Below are 23,273 nucleotides of genomic sequence, written 5' to 3'. Positions count from 1 at the left end.
TCCAATGGATTAACGCCAGGCTGGAGTAGTCATGTTAAAACGAATTTTTGTTGCCGGTACGGATACTGCCGTCGGCAAAACAATTGTCTCCCGCGCCTTGCTGCAAAACTTGGCCAAGAATAACCTAAGCGCGGTAGGTTATAAGCCTATTGCCCGCGGCAGCGAGGAAACGGCGGAGGGGCTGCGCAATAAAGACGCCCTGATCCTGGGCGCATCCTCCACGCTGCAACTGCCTTATGGCGCAATTAATCCGATTACCCTGCGGGAAGAGGAAATAAGCGCCTATTCCGGCGATGAAATTAATTACGGCCTGATGACCGAGGGACTGCGTCATTTAAGCGAACTGGCCGATACGATAGTGGTGGAAGGCAGTGGCGGCTGGCGCACCATCATGAGCGATTATCGCCCCTATTCTGATTGGGTGGTACAGGAACAGCTGCCGGTAATTTTGGTGGTCGGCATTAAGCTGGGCTGTATCAATCATGCATTATTAACCGCCGAGGCCATTATTAATGACGGACTGCCGTTAATAGGTTGGGTCGCCAACCGCATCAATCCCGGTCTGGCGCATTATGCTGAAATAATGGATGTATTACGCAATAAAATTAAGGCCCCGCAGTTGGGTGAATTGCCTTATTTGCCACGGCCCGAACAGCGCGATCTTTCCGGTTATATTGATTTAGGCAGGGTATTTGAGTTAAAAGAAAAGCTTACCGCTTAATCGCCCCCGTATACGCCGAGTGAGTGTCGCGATTTTTTGCCTTGGCGTTCCATACGATCTTCACGCCCGCGCTGCTGAAAAATAGGGTACCTTGCCAACCGCAAGCTGGATATACTCTGGTTCTGGCACACTGGAATCATAGGCACCCATGATCACCTCCGTTCAGGATCGCGGAATTCCCGCGCACCGGGGCTGGATTTTAACCGCCTGCATGCTGGCCATGTTTATGGCCGCCGTCGAAGTCACCATCGTGGCCACCGCCATGCCGACCATCGTTACCGATCTGGGCGGCTTTGCCTCTTTAGGCTGGGTCTTCGCGGTGTATTTGCTGATGCAGGCGATCACCGTGCCCATTTATGGCCGATTGGCCGATCTTTATGGGCGTAAACCGGTATTTTTTTTCGGAATTGGCCTGTTTCTGGCGGGGTCGGCGCTGTGCGGCTTTGCCCATACCATGGTCTGGCTGATCATATTCCGGGCCTTGCAAGGTTTGGGCGCAGGGGCGATTACCCCCTTGACCACCACTATCGTGGCGGATATTTATCCGCCGCACCTCCGGGCCAGGGCCCAGGGATATCTCGCCAGCGTTTGGGCGGTCTCCGCCATTATCGGGCCGCTGCTGGGCGCGTTTATCGTTGAACATTACCGCTGGGCCGGGGTGTTTTGGGTCAATCTCCCGCTGGGCATGGTTTCGCTGCTGTTACTTGGCCGCTATTTGCCCAACGGCGATAACGACCAGCCGTCCCGGGCGCTCGATAGCCTGGGCATCAGCTATTTATCGGTGTCCATCGGCGCGTTGTTACTGACCATCCTCCAGTCCGGGCAATTCGGCCTTTGGTCGATCCCCTTGCTGATCTTATCGCTGCTGAGCGGTTTTCTGTTTGTCCGGCAGCAAATCACCACCGCTTCGCCGCTTTTTCCGCCGGCGCTGTGGCGCAGCCGCACCATCGTCGCCGGCAATATCGGCGGTCTGGCCATCGGCGCGGCGATGATGGGCATTTCCGCTTTCTTGCCCGCCTATATCCAGGCGGTAATGGGCGGCGGGGCCTTGGCCGCCGGTTGGACGCTCGCGGTCATGTCCCTCGGCTGGCCGCTGGCCAGCGTGCTGAGCGGACGCATTATGCACCGCACCTCGTATCGCTTTACCGCGGTGACCGGCGCGCTGTTCCTGATGGCGGGTAGCGGATTATTACTGCTGCTTACGCCCCATAGCAGCCTGTGGTTCGCCCGCGTCGCCGCGTTTATCATTGGGGTCGGCATGGGCATGAGCAGCACGACATTTTTGGTGTCGGTGCAAAACGAAGCGGATTTCAGCATGCGGGGGATAGCCACCGCTTCCACCATGTTTACCCGTATGCTGGGCTCGGCGTTGGGGACGGCCTTGTTAGGCGCGACATTAAATTTTAATTTGCGGTTGCGCTTACCGACGATCGGCGATCCGATGCAGTTGCTGATTGCGCGCCAGGAAGGGCCGGGCGCCGGAATAAGCGATATTGATTTGCCCATTATCGTTCAGCAGGTGGGGTTATCGCTGCACTGGGTATTTGTCCTGTCAGCCGGACTGGCTTTTTGCGCTTTGTTTTCGGCCTGGGGTATCCCTCGCCATCACAAACCGCTGGAAGAGGGCGAGAGCCGATCCCGACGCTCGCCCTGAGTCATTGATTATGGACTCGGCGCGTCGTTGGGGGCGGACGCATCGTCGGTGCGGATATAAACTATTTTCTGGGTATCGTTTTCACAATGGCCGACCACTTGGCCACCGGCCTGGTCTGCCTGGTCGTTGGCGACGACATCCAGACGGAAGTTTGACTCAGGCACGCCGTTGGCGACGATTTTCTGGGTGATGTCCGCTTTGACGCTGTCGCAGGATGCCTGTGCCGCCAGCGGCGCCAACAAAAACAGCGTCGCGGCCAGCCTGATAAAGTTGTGCTTTACCCTGAGGCTTAATGTCTTCATCTTACCATCCTTATTTGAGTATGAAGTATCCCCTACAAGAATAGCAGCGTTATCAAAAAGGGGAAATCAACCGCCTGAGGGCGTCATGGCGCCATTAATGAACGGCCGGTGCGGCGGTCCAGGCAGCGCGAGGTGTTGGCTTCCCAATACGCATTGACATTTTCGCTGCTGGCGCATTTTTCCTGCAGATCGACGGTTTTATCGTACTTGTCGAAATCCTTTTCAACGCGTTGGTTGACCTTATTACGCAGGTTATGGGTGGCGTTCCATTGCTCCTGGCTTTGGCGCGCCTCCTCTTTTGACTGGGCGGAATCACCTGATTCGACGATCAATCGCTGCGTATTGCCGGCGGCATAACCAGCGGCGGAAAAAGCCAGCAGGACGACCGATAGCATCCCGCCAAGCAATCGTGGGTAGGTGTTGTTGTTCATAACTTCTTCCTTTTCATTTTTACATGGATACTATTGTTAGCTTACGTTAATACGCGTAGAGGGCTACTGGCGCAGGTAAAATTGCTTCATATTATAACGGCATAATAACATTGGCATATGTCGTAAAACCACCCGCAATTGTTGCAATGGATTAAGGATCGGACGCTGAATGTTCAAAACGGCCTTGCTGTTTTTCGCCACGGCTATCGCAGAAATCCTGGGATGTTACCTGCCTTATCTTTGGGCGAAAAGGGGGGGCAGCATTCTGTTGCTGATCCCCGCCGCCGCCAGCCTGGTGGTTTTCGTGAGCCTGCTGATGCTGCATCCCGCCGCCAGCGGCCGCGTTTATGCCGCCTATGGCGGCATGTACATATTGACCGCCTTGCTGTGGCTAAGGTTCATCGACGGCGTAAAATTATCATCCCTGGACTGGCTGGGCGCGGCGGTGGTGTTCGTGGGGGTGATGATAATGGTTGCCGGCTGGTCGAGAGCTTGAAACCGGTATCGGCGGCGGCACAAAAGGATGGGAGGGCGAAACGGCCCCGGCCTCCCGGCCGGGGCGAGATTTACTCGTCCCGATGGACGCTTAATCCGGCAAAGGATTGATTGACGGGCATCATTTCCAGCACATTGATATTCACATGGGCCGGCAGGGTAGCGACCCAATAAATTGCCTCGGCAATGTCTTCGGGCATTAACGGATCGGCATTTTTATACGTATTCGACACTTTATCGCCATCGCCTTTGAAGCGCACCGCTGAAAATTCGGTGCCGCCCACCAGGCCGGGTTCGATATCCGTGACGCGGACCTTGGTGCCGACCAGATCGGTGCGCAGATTAAGGCTGAATTGGCGGGTAAACGCCTTGGTGGCCCCATACACATTGCCGCCGGCATAAGGCCAGCGACCCGCGGTGGAACCCAGGTTAACCACATGTCCACGCTTGCGCTCCACCATGCCGGGCAACAGGGCGCGGGTCATATAAACCAACCCCTTGTTGTTGGTATCGATCATGGTTTCCCAGTCATCGAGATTAGCTTTCTGCGCCGGTTCCATGCCCAACGCCAAACCGGCATTGTTAACCAGCACATCCACTTCCCGCCATTCGGGGGGCAGGGCGGCCACGGCGGCGGCGATACCGTCGCGGTCGCGCACATCGAGTTTAACGGGATATAGCGCAGCGCCCAGCTCGGCTTTGAGTTCATCCAGCCGCTCCTGGCGGCGGCCGGTGGCAATGACCTTATGGCCTTCCCGGATAAATCTGCGGGTTATCGTTTCGCCAAAACCCGCGGTGGCGCCGGTAACAAAAATAATCATCTAGCGATTCCTTATACTCTTAAATAATCATGTACTTAAATAATCAGGGCGTGATGTCGAATGGTCAAGTCCAATGTTATTTATAGACTAAGGTTTTCGCAGATAGGGCGCAATCAAAGATAAATCCGCCGGCGACAGGCGATCGGCTGCCGTCTGCGCCTGATGCCAATAAGGATAAATCAGCGGCGGACGGCTTACATCCGACAGGCGGGAAATTTCCTGGGCATTGAGCACCAGATCCGCCGAACGCAAATTGTCTTTTAACTGCTCCTCGGTTCTGGCGCCGATAATCACCGACGTTACCGCCGGCCGGCTAATCAGCCAGGCCAGAGCAACCTGGGCGGCGGAAACATTGCGTTCTTCGGCGATGGCCACCAGCACGTCGATGATATCGTATAAGGCATCCTGGTTATAAATCGGCGGCTCGTTCCATTCTTCAATATGGCGGGTGCTGCCTTCGGGTTGGCGATCGCGGCGGTATTTACCGGACAATAATCCGCCGGCCAAAGGACTCCATACCAATACTCCCAACCCTTGATCCTGGGTGATCGGCAGCAATTCATATTCCGCTTCCCGGCTTTGCAGGGAGTAATGGATTTGCTGGCTGACGGGACGAATCAGGTTCAGGCGTTCCGAAACGCCCAGCGTCTTCATGATATGCCAGCCGGAGAAATTCGAGATGCCTACATAGCGCACCTTGCCGCTGGTTACCAGGTGCTCCAGGGCATAAAGCGTTTCTTCCAGCGGCGTCTGTCCATCCCATTCATGTAATTGGTATAAATCGATATGGTCGGTATTGAGCCTTTTCAGGCTCGCTTCGCAGGCGCGAATCAAATGATGGCGCGAGGAACCGCGATCGTTTGGCCCATTTCCCATGGGAAAACGGGCTTTGGAAGCTATAAGAACGCTGTCGCGCTTATCTTTAAGCACTTCGCCTAGAATCTCTTCCGAAACCCCCTGTGAATACACATCGGCGGTATCAAACAGGTTAATTCCCGCCTCAATACAAATCGCTAGCTGCCGCCGGGCTTCCGCCACGCCGGTATCGCCCACTTTGGCGAATTTTCCTTTGCCGCCGAAGGTCATGGTGCCGAGACTTAATACCGATACTTTCAGGCCTGAACGGCCAAGTTGACGATATTCCATATATATTTTCCTCGGGATGGATAGATAAAAGGTGCATGCCGGCCGAACCCAAACCGGACGGCAACGCGATGGCTGTTAACCACAATGCTTGAGCATAGACCATTGTGCTCCTCATCAACAGCCTGTTTTTAAGCGTAAAATGCCTCATTTCGGTGCAAAGGTACCGGCCCCGTGCGAAATGTTAACATTTTGTGTCTTCCGCCACTCTTGTTTTGAGGCCGGCAATGATTGGTCATAAAAAAAAGCGCCATTTAATGCCGGTTTATTCTGTGCGCAAACGGTTGCCTATAAACCGCTGAAATAAGCAACCGTTTGCCTGCGGGCCCAATAAAACCCTGTAGCCTGAAAACTTATCAAAATGGTGTTTAATATATTGATTTTAAACTACTTTTCCCGTAACGGCGAGATTTGAAATATGGCACATATCTTGCCATATCTTATATATGCGTTTTGACGCCGGGCGAAACGTCGTTCCCCGGCGCCGGGGATTGAATGAAAAAGGCCAGCACCATGCATACTATTACCGCCGTTCGCGGCAGTTTCTTTGATTTAACCGCGGCCGTTGACGATCCGGCGGCGCTGGAGCAAACCGCGCGTTTTATCCCGGACGGCGTGTTGCTTATCGAAGCGGGAAAAATTATCTCGCTGCGGCCTTGGCAAGAGGCGCAATCCTCCCTCGATCGGCGCGTACGCACGATCCATTTGCCGGATAAAATCATCGTGCCGGGATTTATCGATAGCCACGTGCACTATCCGCAAACCGAAATGATCGGCGCTTACGGTACGCAATTGCTTGAATGGTTAAACCACTACACTTTTCCTACCGAAAGCCAATACCACTGTCCCGATCGCGCCGCCCGCATGTCGGATTTCTTTTTGGATCAATTGCTGCGCAACGGCACCACCACGGCAATGATTTACGGGACGGTGCACACCCAGTCCGTCGATTCGCTGTTCGCCGCGGCGTTGGCGCGCAAAATGCGCATTATCGCCGGCAAAGTAATGATGGATCGCAACGCCCCGGACGAATTGCTGGAAACGGCGCAAGAGAGCGAAGCCGGGACGCGGGCGCTGATTGAGCGCTGGCATAATAAAGGCCGGCTGCGTTATGCCCTGACGCCGCGTTTCGCCCCGACATCTTCCCCGGAGTTGCTGGGCATGGCGGGGCGATTGCGCCGGGAGTTTCCCGATATCTATTTACAAACCCACCTGAGTGAAAATAAAGACGAGGTGGCCTGGGTTAAACAACTGTTCCCCGAGCGCGCCGGATATTTTGATGTGTATCGCCATTACGGACTGACGGGACGCAAATGCATGTTCGCCCACGGCCTGCATCTGGAGGATAGCGAATGGCGGGAGGTGGCGCATTCCCATTCAGCTATCGCGTTTTGTCCCACTTCGAACCTTTTTCTCGGCAGCGGATTGTTTAATTTACACAAAAGCTGGCAGTTGCAGGTGCCCATCGGCATAGGAACCGACGTGGGCGCCGGCACCACTTTTAATCTGCTGCAAACCCTGGCGGAGGCTTATAAAGTCGGCCAATTGCAGGGCTACCGCCTGTCGGTCTACGAAGCATTTTACCATGCCACCCTGGGGGCGGCGAAAGCCTTGTGCCTTGACGATGTGCTGGGTAATTTCCTGCCCGGCAAAGAAGCGGATTTCGTGGTGCTCGACCCGGCGGCGACTCCGTTACAGCAGTTGCGCGACCAAAACAGTAAAGATATTCATGAACGGCTATTCGCCCTGATGATGTTGGGCGACGATCGCACTATTTATCAAACCTGGATTCAGGGCGAGCGCGCCTACGCACGCGAAAATAACCGGGAGGCCGAATGATCCGATTTTTACTTAACCAGACGCCGGTCGCCGAGGCCGATCTGGACCCCAATACCACGCTATTAACCTATCTGCGCCGTATCAGGGGCCGGCACGGCACCAAGGAAGGCTGCGCCTCGGGAGACTGCGGCGCCTGTACCGTGGTGCTGGCCCAGGCCGCGGCGGGCAAGCTGCAATATCGCAGCGTCAACGCCTGCATCACCTTGGTCAGCGCCCTGCACGGCAAGCAGCTGCTTACCGTTGAGGACTTGCAGCAGCAGGGCCAGCTGCATGGCATACAGCGGGCCATGGTGGATTGCCACGCCTCGCAGTGCGGGTTTTGCACGCCGGGCATCATCATGTCGCTGTTCGCCCTGCAAAAATCCGCCGCGGATACCCGCGCTGATGCTAGCAATAATGACGAAGCGATAACACAAGCCCTCGGCGGCAATCTGTGCCGTTGTACCGGCTACCGGTCGATCGTTGCCGCCGCTAGACAGAGTTGCCAGGATCGCAGCGGCGATTGCTTTGCGGCGCGGGAAACCGAGACGTTGACGCAGCTTGCGCGGCTGGACCCGCCGCCATTCGCCGACCCCGGCAAGTTTGACGGGAAGGGGCCCGCCTGCCTGATTCCCCGAACCCTTACACAACTCAGCGACGCCTACCGGCGACACCCCGCGGCACGGCTGTTGGCCGGCGGCACCGATCTGGCGCTGGCTATCACCCTGCGCCGGGAATCGCTGCCTTTACTGATTGATATTAGCCATTTGCCCGAATTAAAGACGTTAGCGGCGGATGAACGGCAGCTAACGATAGGCGCGGGCGCCTCGCTAAGCGCCTGCGAACCCTTCCTGGCGCAATACCTGCCGGGATTCGCCGACGTATTGCCGCGTTTTGCCTCGCGTCAAATTCGCAATCAGGCCACGCTGGGCGGCAATCTGGCCAACGCCTCGCCGGTAGGCGACGGGGCGCCGATGTTGTTGGCGCTCGACGCCCGCCTGCGGCTGCGGCAGGGCGAAGAAGTGCGGGAGTTGCCGCTGGATTTGTTCTTCCATGCCTACCGGGCCACCGCGCTGCGTCCGGGTGAATTTATCGAGCAGATTATTATACCAAGAGTGACAGCGTCACATATTTATCACGCCTATAAAGTCTCTAAACGGCGCGAAGACGATATCTCCGCGGTATTTGGCGCGTTTAATTGCGAGGTGCGCCAGGGGATTATCCAATCCGCCCGCCTGGCTTACGGCGGCATGGCGGCGATCCCCCTGCGGGCCGCGGGCGCCGAAGCGGCGTTAACCGGACGGCCTTGGGGCGCAGAGGCTTTCGAGCATGCCTGCCTGGCGCTGGCGGCGGATTTCAGCCCTCTGAGCGATCTGCGCGCCAGCGCGCATTACCGGCTGCGAGTGGCCCAAAATCTTTTGCGCCGCTTTTATTTGGCGTCCGCATTGCCGAGCGAACGTTTGGAGGTCGGCCATTATGCCTGAACATGCGAAAACCCTATCGGAGGCGCAGCGCCAGCAGCGTTTTGACCGGACGGCGGACGCCGTCGGCCAGCGGCTGCCCCATGAAAGCGCGGCTAAACATGTCAGCGGCGCGGCGCTTTATATTGACGATCGCCCCGAGTTGCCTAATCAATTACATCTGGCGCCCCGGCTAAGCGATTACGCCCATGCCCGTATCACCCATATCGACGTTTCGCCGTGCTATTTGTTCGCGGGTGTGGAGCGGGTCATAACCTGGGAGGATGTGCCCGGCGAGCTGGATATCGGCCCGCTGGTAGCCGGGGACCCGCTGCTGGCGCGGGAGGCGGTGGAATTTGTCGGGCAGGTCATCCTGGTGGTGGCGGCCAGGGACCCGCTTACCGCCCATAGGGCGGCGGCGGCGGCCATTATTGACTATCAGCCGTTGCCGGCGGTATTAACCATCGAAGACGCGCTTGAACAACGGCACTATGTGGATGCCCCCCATTGCCACCGGCGCGGCGATCCCGACGGGACCCTGGCGGATGCGCCGCGTCGACTTCAGGGGCAATTGCGCATCGGCGGGCAAGAGCATTTTTACCTGGAATCCCAGGTAGCCTCGGTTATCCCCGGCGAGGACGGCGCCATGATGGTTTTCTCATCGACCCAGCACCCCACCGAAGTACAAAAACTGGTGGCATCGGTGCTGGGCATCGCCATGAAAGACGTTACGGTGGATATGCGCAGAATGGGTGGGGGATTCGGCGGCAAGGAGACTCAGGCCGCCGGCCCCGCCTGTTTATGCGCCCTGGCCGCGGCGCTCACCGGTAAACCGGCCAAAATGCGCCTTAACCGCCGCGATGATATGTTGATGACCGGTAAGCGCCATCCCTTCCTGGTACGCTACGACGTGGGCTTTGACGCGCAAGGACTGATGCTCGCCCTGAAACTGGATCTGGCGGCCGACTGCGGCTATTCGGCGGATCTTTCCGCCTCCATCGTCGACCGCGCCATGTTCCACGCGGATAACGCCTATTACCTGGCCAATGTGTTGATTACCGGCTACCGCTGCCGGACCAATACCGCTTCGAATACGGCGTTTCGCGGCTTTGGCGGCCCCCAGGGCATGATGGCCATCGAGCACATCATCGATCATATCGCGCGCGAGGTGGGCCGCGACGCGCTGGCGGTGCGTAAGCTCAATTACTACGGTAAAACCCAGCGCAATATCACCCATTACTACCAAACGGTGGAAGACAACCTGCTGGATGAACTTACCGCCGGGCTGGAACAATCCGCGCACTATGAAGCGCGGCGCCGGGAAATTATCGCGTTTAACGCCGCCAGTCCAATCCTGAAACGCGGCCTGGCGCTGACGCCGGTGAAGTTTGGTATTTCCTTTACCGCCAGCTTTCTTAACCAGGCCGGGGCCATGCTGCTGATGTATACGGACGGTACGCTGCAACTCAACCATGGCGGCACGGAAATGGGGCAGGGATTGCATACCAAAGTGCTGCAAGTGGTGGCACAGGTTCTGGGCGTCGATACCAGCCATATCCGCATTACCGCCACCGATACCGGCAAAATCCCCAATACGTCGCCAACCGCCGCCTCGTCCGGAGCCGATCTGAATGGCAAAGCCGCGCAGCACGCCGCCGAGACGCTTAAAGAACGCTTGGTGGCAATGCTATGCCGGGTCTATGACGCCGGCGCCGAACAGATTGTATTTCGCAACGGTTTAGTCAGCGTGGCCGGGCGGCTGTTTACATTGGCCGAAGTCGCGGAACTGGCCCATTTTCAGCAGGTTTCGCTGGCAAGCCAGGGCTATTACGCCACGCCGACCATCCATTACGATCGCCGGCAGGCGTCCGGTCAGCCATTCTACTATTTTGCCTATGGCGCGGCCTGCGCCGAGGTGGTGGTGGACACCCTGACCGGCGAATACCGGGTAGTGCGTACCGATATCCTGCATGACGTCGGTAATTCCCTGAATCCGGCGATTGATATCGGCCAGGTGGAGGGCGGTTTTATCCAGGGCATGGGGTGGCTGACCAGCGAAGAGCTGGTTTGGGGCCCCGATGGGCGGCTGCTCACCGACGGGCCCGCCAGTTATAAAATCCCCGCTATCGGCGATGTGCCGCCGATATTTAACGTTCGCCTGCTGGAAAACCGGGCTAACCCGCAACAAACGGTGTTTCATTCCAAAGCGGTGGGCGAGCCGCCGTTTATGCTGGCGATTTCAGTATGGTGCGCCATCAAAGACGCGGTGGCCAGCGTCGGGAATGAGCGGCATCAGCCGTTACTGGATGCGCCGGCAACGCCGGAGCGGGTCTTGGCGGCGGTGGATGATATGTTGCTGTGGAATGCGGGTAATTGTGACATTGTCACGAAAAATGACCAGTGCCATTCCACCGGCGCGCATCGCTCCGTTACGGTGAAGTGATACATATTTAGTGAGGCCGGCTTATGACCGATAACTGGATTAGTTCCCTCGCACAATTACAGGCCGCCCGCACGCCGTCAATATTAGTGACGGTGATAGATGAGCAAGGTTCCACACCGCGCGACCGCGGCACCAAAATGGTGGTGACCCGCGATCGGCAATTTTGCACCATCGGCGGCGGACACTTGGAGTTGGTCTGCACGCGGGTCGCCCGGGAGATGCTGGACGACCGCGGCGCCCAATGCCGCACCGAGCGATTTTCGCTGGGCGCGCGGTTAGGGCAGTGCTGCGGGGGCATGACTACGGTGCTATTTGAACCGATAAATCTGGCGCAGCCGCATATTGCCTTGTTCGGCGCCGGACACGTCGGCAAGGCGCTTATTGAGATCCTGGCGCATTTACCCGTGGATATCAGTTGGGTGGACGGCCGGGCCGATCAATTTCCGCAGCATATCGATCCACGGGTTAACGTGATTATGGATGATCCTATGGACGCCTTGGATGCCCTGGCTACCGACAGTTATTTTATCGTGATGACCCATGACCATCAGCTCGATTTTGCGCTGATAGAACGAATATTAAAACGGGGGGATTACCGTTATTGCGGGCTGATCGGGTCACAAACCAAACGGCGGCGTTTTAATTATCGGCTGACGGAAAGGGGGCTGGGTGCCGATGCGTTGGCACGGTTACGCTGCCCCATTGGCCTGGAAATGGTAAAAGGCAAACTGCCGGTGGAAATCGCCGTGGCGATAGCGGGGGAAATCATCAGCGTTTACCATAGCGCGGAGCAAGGAATTGAAACGGCGCGCGGGGTGGATTATTTACCGGCGGCGGTGGAAAAAAGGGCCGGCTAAGCCGGCCCTTGAGCTTGATGACAAAGCCATATTGGCGGGCATGATGGGCAAGATCGTAAAGACGCCGTAAATACCTCCCTGTAGGCTCGGGCGCGCCATCCCTGGCGCGCTACGCTTTACTCTTCTTACGCATCATGCCCACTTCGAGCTTATGCGCATATTTGTCAGCAATCTGCTTATAAATTGCCGTTCTGGCCTTACAGGATTAGAAGTTGACCTTCACGCCCAAGGTGCCGATGGTTTGATGGAAGCCGCTGCCGCCGACTTGCTGCCCGACATTACCCCACAGGGACAGATGTTCATTCAACTGCCCCTCATGACCGATTTTGATTTCACCGATATTACGGGTGCCGTCCTGGCTGAACTGCATATTATCCATACGAACCCCGTAGACTTGGGTATTATGAATCCAGTTCGTTTCCATATAAGGCTGGAACATCCGCTGTTTGCCTTGGTCAATGCTGGCGCAACCCTGCAGAAACAGCCGGGCACCGAGACGTGTTTGGAGATTATTGTCGCCCATCATCCCCAATTTTCCGCCATCTTGCGCCGTTCGGTTGTGATCGTGCACTCCCTGCCAGGTTAGCTGTACTTGAGGTTGTAGATAGGCATTGGCGCCTGCGCCAGTATACAGTTTCCAGGTATAGCCGCTTTCCAGGGACCCCACGAACCCTTCGGAACGATACGTATGCGTCCGCGATACGTCGGTTCTTTTGCCGTGGCGTTTGGCGGCGACCCGGTTGCCGAACCAGTTATAACTCAGCGATCCGTCAAGATAGAGCCCTTCGTGCTTGCTGTCATTACTGTGCCAGGTACCATAAATACCGGTCGAATAACCGTCGATCCCCCCTTTGGCTTCCAGCCCCGAAGCACCGATCCGGCTTTGGCTCTGGCTTTTCCCGGTGCCGAACATGACGCCAAAATGCAGGCCATCGGTGCCATTGCTGCTCCAGCCGATAATCTCGCCGCCGCCCTGTACCAACTGAGTGTTGGTGCGGGTGGCGATGCGGCCATCACCCACGCGCGCTTTATTGTGGCCGCCAACGACGCGTAGCCACATGGACGGATACGTTTCGTCATAGGTGCCGGAGAGCGACGAAGGGAAGACCGGTTCGCCGATACGATCGCGCATGCGGGTAGCAAACAGGGTATTGGCCGTGGCCAGATTGGCGATATACACCCCCGTTTCAGGACGCATTTCAATGCCGGGCGCCGGCTTTGCGGCATCGGCAGAGAATAAAGCAGGTTCCGGCTGCGGCTCTGGCTCGGGCTCTGGCTCTGGCTGTGGTTCCGTCTCAGGTTGCGGCTCAGGTTCCGGCTCGGGCTCCGGCTCGGGCTGCGGCTCGGGCTGTGGTTCCGGCTGCGGCTCGGGCTGCGGTTCGGGCTGTGGTTCCGGCTGTGGTTCCGGCTGCGGCTCGGGCTGCGGTTCCGGCTGTGGTTCCGGCTGCGGCTCGGGCTGCGGTTCGGGCTGTGGTTCCGGCTGCGGCTCGGGCTGTGGTTCCGGCTGTGGTTCCGGCTGTGGTTCCGGCTGCGGCTCGGGCTGCGGTTCGGGCTGCGGTTCGGGCTGTGGTTCCGGCTGCGGTTCGGGCTGTGGTTCCGGCTGCGGTTCCGGCTGTGGTTCCGGCTGCGGTTCCGGCTGCGGCTCAGGTTCCTGTATCAGCTCTGACTGATCGGTATTGATGAGGACAGGAGCCGCGTCCGCGACCAATAGCTCCAGCCCTTGCACTAGATTATCCGGTTCGGTTTCAGCAGAGGGGGGCAATGGGAGGGGGATTGCTTCCAAGTCTAGGTTATTATCTTTATCATCACCCAGCACGCTGTAGGGCTGGATAATAGCCGCAGAGGCCAGGTGCTCACCATTCCCATCGAATTCCGTCTCAGCGGGGGCGCTGGGTTCGGCAAATACGGCGGCGGCATCAGCTAGCCGCGAACGGGCACCAGGTATCTCCGGCGTCTGCACGGCATTGATATTCTTGCTGTCCCTCGCCATAACGCGAGGGGGTTTTGCCGGCGGCAGATTCCCGATCGCCGCGTTGACTTCACTATCCGCCGCTGGCTGCTGCGCAGATTGCGCCGCGTCGGCCTGCGCAGCATCATTCATATCCAATGAATTGATTTCTGCAATAACCTCGTTGGTTTCATTATGCAATTTGCTGAAAAAAGGATCCTGGATAATATCTATCGGCGTGCTGGCAGCCCGGGGCTCGCCTGCATGATTATCCAGATCTGAATCATCCTCGCCGTCAACTAAGGTTAACGCGGGGAAGCATTTTGCGGAATGCGGCCCTGATATCGCGGGTGATAATCGGGGACTATCTGATGCAAGACTATTTGATGCAAGACTATCTAACACGAGACTGTCTAATTCGCGACCATCCGCCCCTATCGAGGACGGGAAACTTTCGCCGCTCGCGAAATAATCGGCGTCTAACTTCTCTGATGCAACATCGCTGCGCTGTTCTGCGTTTTTTTGCATCGAGGGAGAAAAGTGCTCGGGTTTGGCGATAAGAGCGGTGCTCTCAGGGGCATCATTTGCCGCGGCAAGCGGTTCTCCCCCGGGTAGTTCAGGAGGAGTTGCCTGCGCTAGCGCCGCGACAACGGGCCGCTGCCATTCACCCGGCACCGGGCTTTGATTTTGATGCTGGCTTACCAATAACCACTCATTCTTTTGCTGCTGTAAAGAATAGTCATAATCGGCTAAATCAAATTTGCTGTCGAATTTAAAAAAATCGATATCGGATTGATCGATGTTTTTGACCTGGACCAAGGGGATGCCATGCTTGGTCAGGCCGCCCTTACCCTTAATATTGTTAACGATAAGCGCACTGGTCCCCTGCGTTTTTCCATTGATGATTAATGTATCGGTTTTTGATTTATCATCATTTACTTTCGTATTTAAATAAACAGCGGAATGCTCATGACCCTTAAAATCGCCATTAATACTCAATACATGCCGGGTCTTGTTCGTCTTGCTATCCAATAGCGCCAAGGCTTCCACGCCGCCGGATTGGCTAATAGAGGTATAATCGGCGCTTTCCCCAACATATATCTGGCCTGCATTATCGACGTTAGCGTTAATTACCCCCGAACCCCCAATGGCGGCGCCTTGGTGAATAATAAATTTTTTCGCATGCAGCCTGGCCGATTTATCCAGTTTCGCATATCCTTCTTCAATTATTATGCTATCCAGTTCACGCTTATTAGATGCCTCGTTTTTTATAATTAAATCACCGGGGCCGGATTTAATTATTACCCTGACGTCTTTATTTTTAGTATCTTTGAAGAATGTTTTTAAATCAAATTCACGCGATGTCCCCTCTGTTTCACAGGGTATTTCATGAACGAAACGATCGCTGCGCGTGGGGTCGGCTGATTGCCAATTCCAATCGGTTTTAGCTGTTTTTTTATTGAGGTAGGGCGTGCGTACAGGGTCTGAATAACGACTGGCGGAGGACGAAGCAACAGCACTCGCGGAGGGCTGGAATGTGTCAGGCTTGTGCTTGGCATCCCTGATTTCCGCGGTATCACCCGCATAAGCCTGCGCTATTCCTCCAACCAGAGTAATAACACCGGCAAATGTTTTACTTAATTTTTTCATGGTTATCTACGTTTACTCAATTTTGATTATAAATAAAAATCGTGCATTGTTTAATCATCCATTAGTCACAGGATGCATTAGCGTTGGGTATTCTAGCCAGTCAAAAATAAAAAACAGCTTAAACCCCTGGCTTGTTTAGTCGGCATTGTAGTATTCAGCTGATTATTATTAATTGAACACCTCGACTCATTCAAAATAAAATACTAAACCTTAAACAACAAAGTAATTAAAACACCTTTAGATATTAGTTATTTTAGTAACGATAAAGGGTTATAATCCTAAGCATAAAAGGTTTCTTGACACCGAACCGCTAATTATCGGACAAGATGCGAGTGGGATTAATGATTGAACAGATTAGAAATGAGATCTCGATTGCAGAATTAGGCAATAATCAGACAAAAATTGTCTACCGTTTAATCATGATTTACGGTCATAGTGGAAAGCCTTATCCAGAAAACAGGGCCGAAAATATCCTGTTTTTACATTAAAAATTTAATCCGGAGCTTGTCGTATGTCTAAAGCCAAAGGTTACGCCGCGCTAAGCGCGAAAGCCCCATTAACGCCATACTCATTTGAACGCCGCGCCCCCAATCATGACGATGTCGTCATAAAAATAGCCTACTGCGGCGTTTGCCATTCCGATATCCATCAGGCCAGGGACGAGTGGGGCGGCGCAATCTATCCCATGGTGCCGGGACATGAAATCGTCGGTGAAGTGACCGCCAAGGGCGACGGCGTCACTAAATTCAACATTGGCGATCGGGTCGGCGTAGGTTGTTTTGTCGATTCCTGCGCACATTGCGCCGAACGCGATGTTGATTTGGAACAGTACCTCGACGGCCTGGTATTGACCTATAACAGCACCGAACGTGACGGAAAAACCCCGACCATGGGCGGGTACTCCGACCACATCGTCGTAAAAGAGGGCTACGTGTTATCGATTCCCGACAACTTGCCCCTCGATGCCGCTGCCCCCTTGCTGTGTGCCGGCATCACCCTTTATTCACCCCTGCGTCATTGGCAGGCGGGTCCGGGGAAAAAAGTCGCCATCATCGGCCTGGGCGGCCTTGGCCATATGGGCGTCAAGCTGGGCCGCGCCATGGGCGCCGAGATTACCGTACTCAGCCAAAGTTTATCCAAGAAAGACGATGGGCTGCGCCTGGGGGCTGAACACTATTACGCCACCCGGGACCCGGCCACATTCGAGCAGTTGAAAAATAACTTCGATCTGATTATTTGTACCGTCGGTGCGGAAATCGATTGGGGCGCTTATCTTTCCTTGTTGAAGATAGACGGCTCCATGGTATTGGTCGGTATTCCGGAAAACAAGGTTCCCTTGCATGCCGCGGCGCTGATCGGCGGACGCCGCAGCCTGGCGGGTTCAGGTATCGGATCTATCAAAGAGACCCAGGAGATGTTGGATTTCTGCGGCCAGCATAATATTGTCTCCGATATAGAGATGATTAATATCGGGCAGATTAACGACGCCTACGAACGGGTGGTTAAAAGCGACGTACGCTACCGCTTCGTAATTGATATGGCCTCCCTGGAACAGCTCTAATCAACGATAAACCCTCTAAAACCCCAATATGCTTATGGTGTGTTGGGGTTTATTCCGTCATCGCCATGAGCGTCATCTATCCTGAACAACGCTAAATACCGCGCCGGCAAAAGCTGAGTTTTACCTCAACGCGTGCTAGCATCAATATTTACGCAGCTTCGTTTACGGACAGGAGTCGGCTTATGAGCACGCATCAAAATCCATTTTATCATGCCAGTCCGCTGCCGTTCCAGGCGCCGCCTTTCGACGCGATCCAAGAAAGCGACTACGCGCCGGCAATTGAACGCGGTGTACGGGCATATCTGGCGGAAGTTGATGCCATCGCCAGGCGAAATGATGCGCCCACCTTTGAAAATACCTATCTCGCGCTGGAGAAATCCGGCGTACTGTTAAAGCGGGTCATGAGCGTATTTGGCGCCATGACGTCGGCCAATACCAGCGATACGCTGCAACGGATAGATGAACAGCAATCGCCGAAGCTGGCGCAGATGAATGATGCCATTAAACTTAACGGTACCCTGTTTGCCCGCTTGCAGCAGGTCTACGATCGGCGCATGTCCGCGGCGCTTGATGCTGAATCAAGGCGCCTGATTGAAGTGACTTACCAGGAGTTTGTGCTGGCCGGCGCGAAACTATCCGATGAAGAAAAGCGGCGGCTTTCCCTGCTCAATCAGGAGGCGGCCACGTTAAGCACGCGTTTTTCCCGCTTATTGCTTGAGGCCACCCGGCAAGGGGCGCTGCTGATAACCGATCCGGCACAGCTGGCTGGATTATCCGAACCGGAAATAACCGCGGCCCGTCAGGCGGCCGCGGATCGCGAGCTGCGGGAAGGGTGGCTATTGGTATTGCAAAACACCACCCAACAACCGCAGTTACAATCACTGACGCAGCGCGCAACCCGGCAGGCGCTGTTTAACGCAGCAATCGGACGGGCGGAGCGGGCGGATGCCAACGATACCCGCGGGATCATCGCACGTCTGGCCAAAATTCGCGCCGAACAGGCCGGTTTGCTGGGATTTGCCGATTATGCCACCTGGGCGCTGCAAAACCAGATGGCAAAAGCGCCCGCGGCGGCGCTGGCGTTTATGACCAATATCGTCCCTGCCGCCACCGCCCGCGCCCAGCGGGAGGCCGCCGAGATCCAGGCCCTGATAGACCAGCAACCGGGTGGATTTACCCTGGCGGCGTGGGATTGGCAGTTTTATGCGGATCGGGTACGGAAAATAAAATACGACCTTAACGATGCGCAAGTCCGGCCCTATTTTGCCCTGAACCGGGTTTTGGAACAGGGGGTTTTTTACGCGGCCGGGCTGTTATATGGCATTACCTTTACGCCACGATCCGATATCCCGGTTTATCATCCCGATGTCAGCGTATATGAAATATTCGATCAAAACGGAATTTCCCTGGCATTATTTTATGCCGATTTTTTCCAGCGGGATAATAAAGGCGGCGGCGCATGGATGGGCAACTTCGTCGAACAATCCACGCTGCTTGGCATCAGGCCGATCATTTATAATGTCGCTAATTTCGCCAAGCCCGCGGCAGGGCAGCCGGCATTGCTAGCGTGGGATGATGTCATTACGTTATTCCATGAATTCGGCCATACCCTGCATGGCTTGTTCGCCAACCAGCGCTACCCGAGCCTGTCGGGTACCGCGACCCCGCGGGATTTTGTGGAATTTCCCTCTCAATTCAACGAACATTGGGCGGACGAACCGCGCATATTCGCCAATTATGCCCGGCATTATAAAACCGACGAGCCCATGCCGCCGGAACTCATCAGTAAAATAGAGAAAGCCTCACGGTTTAATAAAGGCTACGACATGACTGAACTGCTGGCGGCGGCATTATTGGATATGCGCTGGCATACGCTGGACGCGGGACAACCAGAACAGCCGGTGGCCGAGTTCGAGGCCGCGGCGCTGGCGCGAGATAAGGTGGATTTGGCAGTCGTTCCCCCGCGTTATCGTTCCAGTTATTTTCAGCATATTTGGGGCGGCGGTTACGCAGCCGGCTATTACGCCTATCTATGGACGGAAATGCTGGCCGATGATGCATATGAGGCGTTCAGGGAGCAGGGCGGGTTAACCGCTGAAAACGGCCAACGCTTTCGGGATATGATCCTATCAAAGGGGAACAGCCAGGACCTGGAGCAATTGTATCGTGACTGGCGCGGGAAAGACCCCAGCATTGAACCCATGTTGGTCAACCGCGGTTTGCAGGACGAGTAACGATCCAATCAGGAGCGGGGTAATCCTCGCTCTGATTGATTAACCTTTATTTAGCGTTTACCGCGGGAATGCATATGAGCAGACCATTCATAAGTCGCTGAAATATCAGGTTTAAGTTTCTTCTGTCTCTTTTGGGTTCTTACCTGTTTAGCGATGATTTCGCGTTCTTCCATCAGTTTGGCTATGTAATCATCTTTGATGTGGTTATTTTCAGAGTTGGTGAGAGGACGTCCTTGCGCTTTTCTTGCCTGGTCGAGAAGCGTCTTGAGTTGGCGTTGTTCGCTTTCCGTCATGTCTTGCTGCGTCAGCTTGGGAATGAGCATAAATGTCGGCCTGAAAATGGAAAGGACTACCATTGTAAAGGAAAGTGGGCCGCGTCTCAGTAAAAAACTCATGTTACTGCTAAAACTTACCGTATTATCGTGGGAAATTGCAATATCGACCATCACACTGCAGAAAATATTATCGCTTTATACCCAAAGAACGCCAACGTCCGTGAAGCCTTCCCAGGGAACTCTTTGTACAATCGGCGCGAACTGGATAAGTTGCTCGCATAACCCTGGCAGCGCGCCGACAATTGTAAAGATGAAGGCGTTGTTAAACCCAATCTGCACGGGCCCAGTAGCCAGGATTTGTCAGATTTCACGTAGCGCGATCACAACAGCGCGGAGATATGGCATCATACAGGTGCGCATAAGCGCCATTATGCGCAACCCTATATCATCCAAGCAGGAGATAGTATGAAATCGCGCCCAGCAGCCAGACTTTTGGTTATCGATCTTGCAAGACACGTTTTGCTGTTTAAGTTTACGCATCGCTCGGACGCGCTGGCGGGCAAATCGTACTGGGCAACACCAGGCGGCGGTGTCGAGCGAGGTGAATCATTCGAACAAGCGGCCATCAGGGAACTGCGGGAAGAAACAGGAATTATACGCAGTAAAGCTGGCCAGTGCGTAGCACGGAGAAATTTCGAGATGAAATTGCCGAACGGCGAGATGGTGGAAGCACAGGAAAAATTTTACGTAGTGCGAGTGACTAATCATGAGATCGGTAAAGAGAATTGGAGCAGTAATGAAAAGAACGTTATCAGCGAGCACCACTGGTGGAATGCCGAAGAACTAGCAACAACAAATGACGTTGTTTATCCGCAGAACATTGTAGATATGTTAGCGTCGGTTTGGTTTGATGGTAAAAATCCATAAGGTGGACCGGATGCCAATGGATGGAGGGTTTTACAGATACATGGACTATCATAGGCCAAAACATCAGATTCCACGTATCTTCATCTAGGTGCGTATAATGTATATTATGTTAAATTGACTATAAGGTTACCTCATTGGGTATCCTGCTCATCCCAAACTCCATATTCAACGGGCCAAAAGAAGTTTGATGTTGCTATTGATTCTTCCCTGAATAGTACGCCGTGTTTCGCCGGTGATCTGCTTTTGGAACATGCTCTCCGCCTTTAATGAAAAGCCGGCGGCTGCATCGCAGGTTCTCTCAATGAGAGAGTCGATTTGTTGAACTGTAAGTTCCGCCTCTTCTTCTCCAAGAGACACAATGTGCTCTCGTCTGATTTCCAGCGCCTCTCCCATCACATCCATTTGATGATAGCCACCAGGGCCTTCACAGTAAGTAACGTCGTAAGCTGGTGCCAATTTCCATTGGCCTGCGGGCGACATAAGGTATGAAAAATTTTTGGGATGATCGTCGCGGTTGTTGAACACAATGTTAAAGACGATCCGCTCAAATGCCAGTGACTTCTCACGCACGTCGTTGGTACACATCTGCGTCGCGCGCAAAAAATTGGTGTAATCGAGTGCCCCGGCCGATTGGTAATTAGCGCCGGTAAAAGCCGCGAGACTTTGCATTGGTACCCTTATATGCTTTTGTCGATCGAAACGTTTTGTGGCAAATGCCGCCTGCCCGTTAGGCAGGCTAAAATATTGGGTGTCTGGGGTTTGGATATTGCACTCTCGCAAGCATTGCGCATATACAGCCTCGATCGCACACACTTCCGGATGCTCTTGTCGCGCCGGAAACTTGATTAACCAGTTTTCGAAATCTGCAGCGGATTTTGTCGTGAACTTGCCTGATTTTGGATCTCGACAGAGCAGAGCTTTGGGTCTGGCGCCCTGAGGAGAACCGCCCATCTGTAGCAGTCTTTGCAAAAATTCTCCCCCATCACCGCCGAGCACCTCCTGGACTTCCGAGGCTAACTGGAAGAGAGGAATATCTTCTTCCGGCGGAGACGACGCTTCCGGTTTCGCTGGCTGGAATGACATCGCTCCCATCGCATTGGCTCCGACATAGGTCAGCCGTTCCAGTGGACCAATTCGTGCGGCATTGAGACCCCGCCGCTTAAATAATCGATCCATCAGAAGCATGCCCCACCCATCAGGAAGCGAATCATAAACCGGCCCTGGCAGCCCTAACTGATGCGCAGGAAAGTCTTTTCGCAGCTTGGGGCCACGCAAAGGTAAATTGAATGAGGACAATTCGATCCCTTTCCGTATTGCTTCATCACTGTATTCAAATATGATTATCGGACGGCCGGTAAGCGCGGTTGAGGACACCAATGTCCCCCACTTCCATCGTTCTCCCCAACCTTGGTAATATACATCGACTTTATTAAGCATCATGGGCCTTCTTTTTTACACGTTGGCGCTTGACGCTTTGTTCATAACGAAGAATGTCGTCCAGGGTGTCTACCTTCGGTCTGAATAGCTCTTCAAGCTCCTTGGCCCTGCCAAGTACCATAGCCACTCTGACAACGCTCTCGAATCCCACGTTCCGTCCGGATTCAAGATTGGACACCGTATTCACACCGATACCAGCCCGGGCGGCAACTTCAGCCTGAGTCATCTGCTGTAACAGGCGTTCCTTGCGCACCCGGTCACAAAGCAGTTTAACAATTTCGCTTGGCTTGGTAAGACTTAAATCCATCATATTGTGTCCAATCCCAAATAAAAGGGTTTAATACACAATATAACACATTTAACGAGATATACAGCATGAGCTATATAAAACGCTAAATTATGGATTTAAGAGGGGGATAAACGGCGTAATCCACAATTAAAAGGAATTATACGGTTTTAGAAGATAGTTTTAGAAGATAACTACGTGGAGGAGTTATGGCGCTGCATTCCTTACCGCACACCCTGCCCCATGGACAGTGTTTATCCGTACTGGCCGGCCGATGAAGTAAGCTGGGATACAGGGTGAATGGTAATAAGCCGCGAGGGTCCAGCGGGTTTTCGTCGTCAATCTTTATCCCTGCGGCGCGGCCTGTGGTTCCTGCGGCTGTGGGTTCGGGCCGGCGCTCAATTCCGCAAAGGTCGGTTTGCTTTTCGTCACCGTATAAGCAATATGCTTTGGCGTATCGGCGGTTGTGGTGACGTTGACCGGCGGAATGGTGACGCGGCCGATCAGCGACCGGGCATAACCCCCAATCTGATGCGAGCCTGCGGGCACATGAAGCGCTACGCTTTCGCCAGTGGCCAGGGCGCCCGCATCGTTGCCGTCAACGGTAACAAAGACGGTCGCACCATCTGCGGTGGGAGCAGGAACATGCGTCACGGTGACCAGCGTCGGGCCATTGGTAAAATCTGCGGCCACGGGTTCATTTGAAGAAGTAACGTGTTTTACGCATCCCGTCAGCGCAAAAGCAGCCGCAATGGCGGTAAGGGTGAAACGGTTAATCATCGTGTGGTATCTTCCTTTAAGGCTTTTTGT

The 23,273-nt window shown here is 54.6% G+C and carries 19 protein-coding genes; 10 read left to right on the top strand and 9 right to left on the bottom strand.

Features of this window, described 5'->3' with window-relative positions:
* Positions 1 to 31: 31 nt before the first annotated feature.
* Positions 32 to 721 carry a dethiobiotin synthase gene (gene bioD / locus ACL2XP_RS13035; RefSeq protein WP_413738916.1) on the top strand — a complete coding sequence of 230 codons (690 nt, stop codon included), beginning with the start codon at positions 32 to 34 and terminating at the stop codon, positions 719 to 721.
* A 148-nt stretch (positions 722 to 869) separates the two neighbouring features.
* Positions 870 to 2,375 carry an MDR family MFS transporter gene (locus tag ACL2XP_RS13030; protein WP_413738915.1) on the top strand — a complete coding sequence of 502 codons (1,506 nt, stop codon included), beginning with the start codon at positions 870 to 872 and terminating at the stop codon, positions 2,373 to 2,375.
* A gap of 8 nt (positions 2,376 to 2,383) precedes the next feature.
* On the opposite strand, the gene ACL2XP_RS13025 is transcribed toward ACL2XP_RS13030, so the two are convergent.
* Both ACL2XP_RS13025 and ACL2XP_RS13020 read right to left on the bottom strand, forming a co-directional pair.
* Positions 2,384 to 2,677, bottom strand: coding sequence for a DUF1161 domain-containing protein (locus tag ACL2XP_RS13025; protein ID WP_413738914.1), 294 nt, complete (start codon positions 2,675 to 2,677; stop codon positions 2,384 to 2,386).
* 83 nt (positions 2,678 to 2,760) lie between these two features.
* Positions 2,761 to 3,072, bottom strand: a complete 312-nt coding sequence (locus ACL2XP_RS13020; RefSeq protein WP_413739149.1) for a DUF1283 family protein — start codon at positions 3,070 to 3,072, stop codon at positions 2,761 to 2,763.
* A 205-nt stretch (positions 3,073 to 3,277) separates the two neighbouring features.
* Between ACL2XP_RS13020 and ACL2XP_RS13015 the strand changes: the two genes are divergently transcribed.
* Positions 3,278 to 3,604: a YnfA family protein gene (locus ACL2XP_RS13015; RefSeq protein ID WP_413738913.1), complete on the top strand. Its 327-nt coding sequence runs from the start codon at positions 3,278 to 3,280 to the stop codon at positions 3,602 to 3,604.
* Between the two features lie 70 nt (positions 3,605 to 3,674).
* On the opposite strand, the gene ydfG is transcribed toward ACL2XP_RS13015, so the two are convergent.
* Together ydfG and ACL2XP_RS13005 are read right to left on the bottom strand one after the other, a co-directional pair.
* Complete coding sequence (gene ydfG, locus ACL2XP_RS13010) at positions 3,675 to 4,424, bottom strand: bifunctional NADP-dependent 3-hydroxy acid dehydrogenase/3-hydroxypropionate dehydrogenase YdfG (RefSeq protein ID WP_413738912.1); 750 nt, start codon at positions 4,422 to 4,424, stop codon at positions 3,675 to 3,677.
* Between the two features lie 87 nt (positions 4,425 to 4,511).
* Positions 4,512 to 5,570, bottom strand: coding sequence for an aldo/keto reductase (locus ACL2XP_RS13005; RefSeq protein ID WP_413738911.1), 1,059 nt, complete (start codon positions 5,568 to 5,570; stop codon positions 4,512 to 4,514).
* 492 nt (positions 5,571 to 6,062) lie between these two features.
* Here ACL2XP_RS13005 and guaD point away from each other — a divergent pair, with 492 nt between their 5' ends.
* The 4 genes from guaD to xdhC are packed head-to-tail and all read left to right on the top strand — an operon-like array spanning position 6,063 to position 12,145.
* On the top strand, positions 6,063 to 7,406 hold the full coding sequence (gene guaD, locus ACL2XP_RS13000; RefSeq protein WP_413738910.1) for a guanine deaminase: 1,344 nt from the start codon (positions 6,063 to 6,065) through the stop codon (positions 7,404 to 7,406).
* Positions 7,403 to 8,869, top strand: a complete 1,467-nt coding sequence (gene xdhA / locus ACL2XP_RS12995; protein WP_413738909.1) for a xanthine dehydrogenase small subunit — start codon at positions 7,403 to 7,405, stop codon at positions 8,867 to 8,869. The genes guaD and xdhA overlap by 4 nt, the downstream gene beginning before the upstream one ends.
* The gene (gene xdhB, locus ACL2XP_RS12990; protein WP_413738908.1) at positions 8,862 to 11,288 is read left to right on the top strand and encodes a xanthine dehydrogenase molybdopterin binding subunit; all 2,427 of its coding nucleotides are present in this window, start codon (positions 8,862 to 8,864) and stop codon (positions 11,286 to 11,288) included. The genes xdhA and xdhB overlap by 8 nt, the downstream gene beginning before the upstream one ends.
* A gap of 23 nt (positions 11,289 to 11,311) precedes the next feature.
* Entirely contained in the window at positions 11,312 to 12,145 is an 834-nt protein-coding gene (gene xdhC, locus ACL2XP_RS12985; protein ID WP_413738907.1) for a xanthine dehydrogenase accessory protein XdhC, read from the top strand.
* Positions 12,146 to 12,350: 205 nt separating this feature from the next.
* Here the strand turns inward: xdhC and ACL2XP_RS12980 are convergent, their stop codons facing one another.
* Complete coding sequence (locus tag ACL2XP_RS12980) at positions 12,351 to 15,743, bottom strand: autotransporter outer membrane beta-barrel domain-containing protein (protein WP_413738906.1); 3,393 nt, start codon at positions 15,741 to 15,743, stop codon at positions 12,351 to 12,353.
* Positions 15,744 to 16,254: 511 nt separating this feature from the next.
* Here ACL2XP_RS12980 and ACL2XP_RS12975 point away from each other — a divergent pair.
* Together ACL2XP_RS12975 and dcp are read left to right on the top strand one after the other, a co-directional pair.
* Complete coding sequence (locus ACL2XP_RS12975) at positions 16,255 to 17,304, top strand: NAD(P)-dependent alcohol dehydrogenase (RefSeq protein WP_413738905.1); 1,050 nt, start codon at positions 16,255 to 16,257, stop codon at positions 17,302 to 17,304.
* 182 nt (positions 17,305 to 17,486) lie between these two features.
* Positions 17,487 to 19,538 (top strand): peptidyl-dipeptidase Dcp, encoded by a 2,052-nt coding sequence (dcp, locus tag ACL2XP_RS12970; RefSeq protein WP_413738904.1) that lies wholly within the window; start codon positions 17,487 to 17,489, stop codon positions 19,536 to 19,538.
* A gap of 50 nt (positions 19,539 to 19,588) precedes the next feature.
* Here the strand turns inward: dcp and ACL2XP_RS12965 are convergent, their stop codons facing one another.
* Entirely contained in the window at positions 19,589 to 19,861 is a 273-nt protein-coding gene (locus ACL2XP_RS12965) for a DUF3811 domain-containing protein (protein WP_413739148.1), read from the bottom strand.
* Between the two features lie 417 nt (positions 19,862 to 20,278).
* Here ACL2XP_RS12965 and ACL2XP_RS12960 point away from each other — a divergent pair, with 417 nt between their 5' ends.
* Entirely contained in the window at positions 20,279 to 20,740 is a 462-nt protein-coding gene (locus tag ACL2XP_RS12960) for an NUDIX hydrolase (protein ID WP_413738903.1), read from the top strand.
* A gap of 165 nt (positions 20,741 to 20,905) precedes the next feature.
* Here ACL2XP_RS12960 and ACL2XP_RS12955 read toward each other — a convergent pair whose 3' ends face one another.
* The 3 genes from ACL2XP_RS12955 to ACL2XP_RS12945 form a co-directional block, all read right to left on the bottom strand.
* Positions 20,906 to 22,177: a type II toxin-antitoxin system HipA family toxin gene (locus tag ACL2XP_RS12955; RefSeq protein ID WP_413739147.1), complete on the bottom strand. Its 1,272-nt coding sequence runs from the start codon at positions 22,175 to 22,177 to the stop codon at positions 20,906 to 20,908.
* Positions 22,170 to 22,484, bottom strand: coding sequence for a helix-turn-helix domain-containing protein (locus ACL2XP_RS12950; protein WP_413739146.1), 315 nt, complete (start codon positions 22,482 to 22,484; stop codon positions 22,170 to 22,172). The genes ACL2XP_RS12955 and ACL2XP_RS12950 overlap by 8 nt, the downstream gene beginning before the upstream one ends.
* Positions 22,485 to 22,808: 324 nt before the next feature.
* On the bottom strand, positions 22,809 to 23,243 hold the full coding sequence (locus ACL2XP_RS12945) for a hypothetical protein (protein WP_413738902.1): 435 nt from the start codon (positions 23,241 to 23,243) through the stop codon (positions 22,809 to 22,811).
* Positions 23,244 to 23,273 lie beyond the last annotated feature (30 nt).

Source organism: Sodalis sp. RH21, assembly GCF_047324175.1.
In the GTDB taxonomy this organism is placed as follows: domain Bacteria; phylum Pseudomonadota; class Gammaproteobacteria; order Enterobacterales; family Enterobacteriaceae; genus Acerihabitans.
This window is presented reverse-complemented; position numbering and strand designations above follow the sequence as displayed.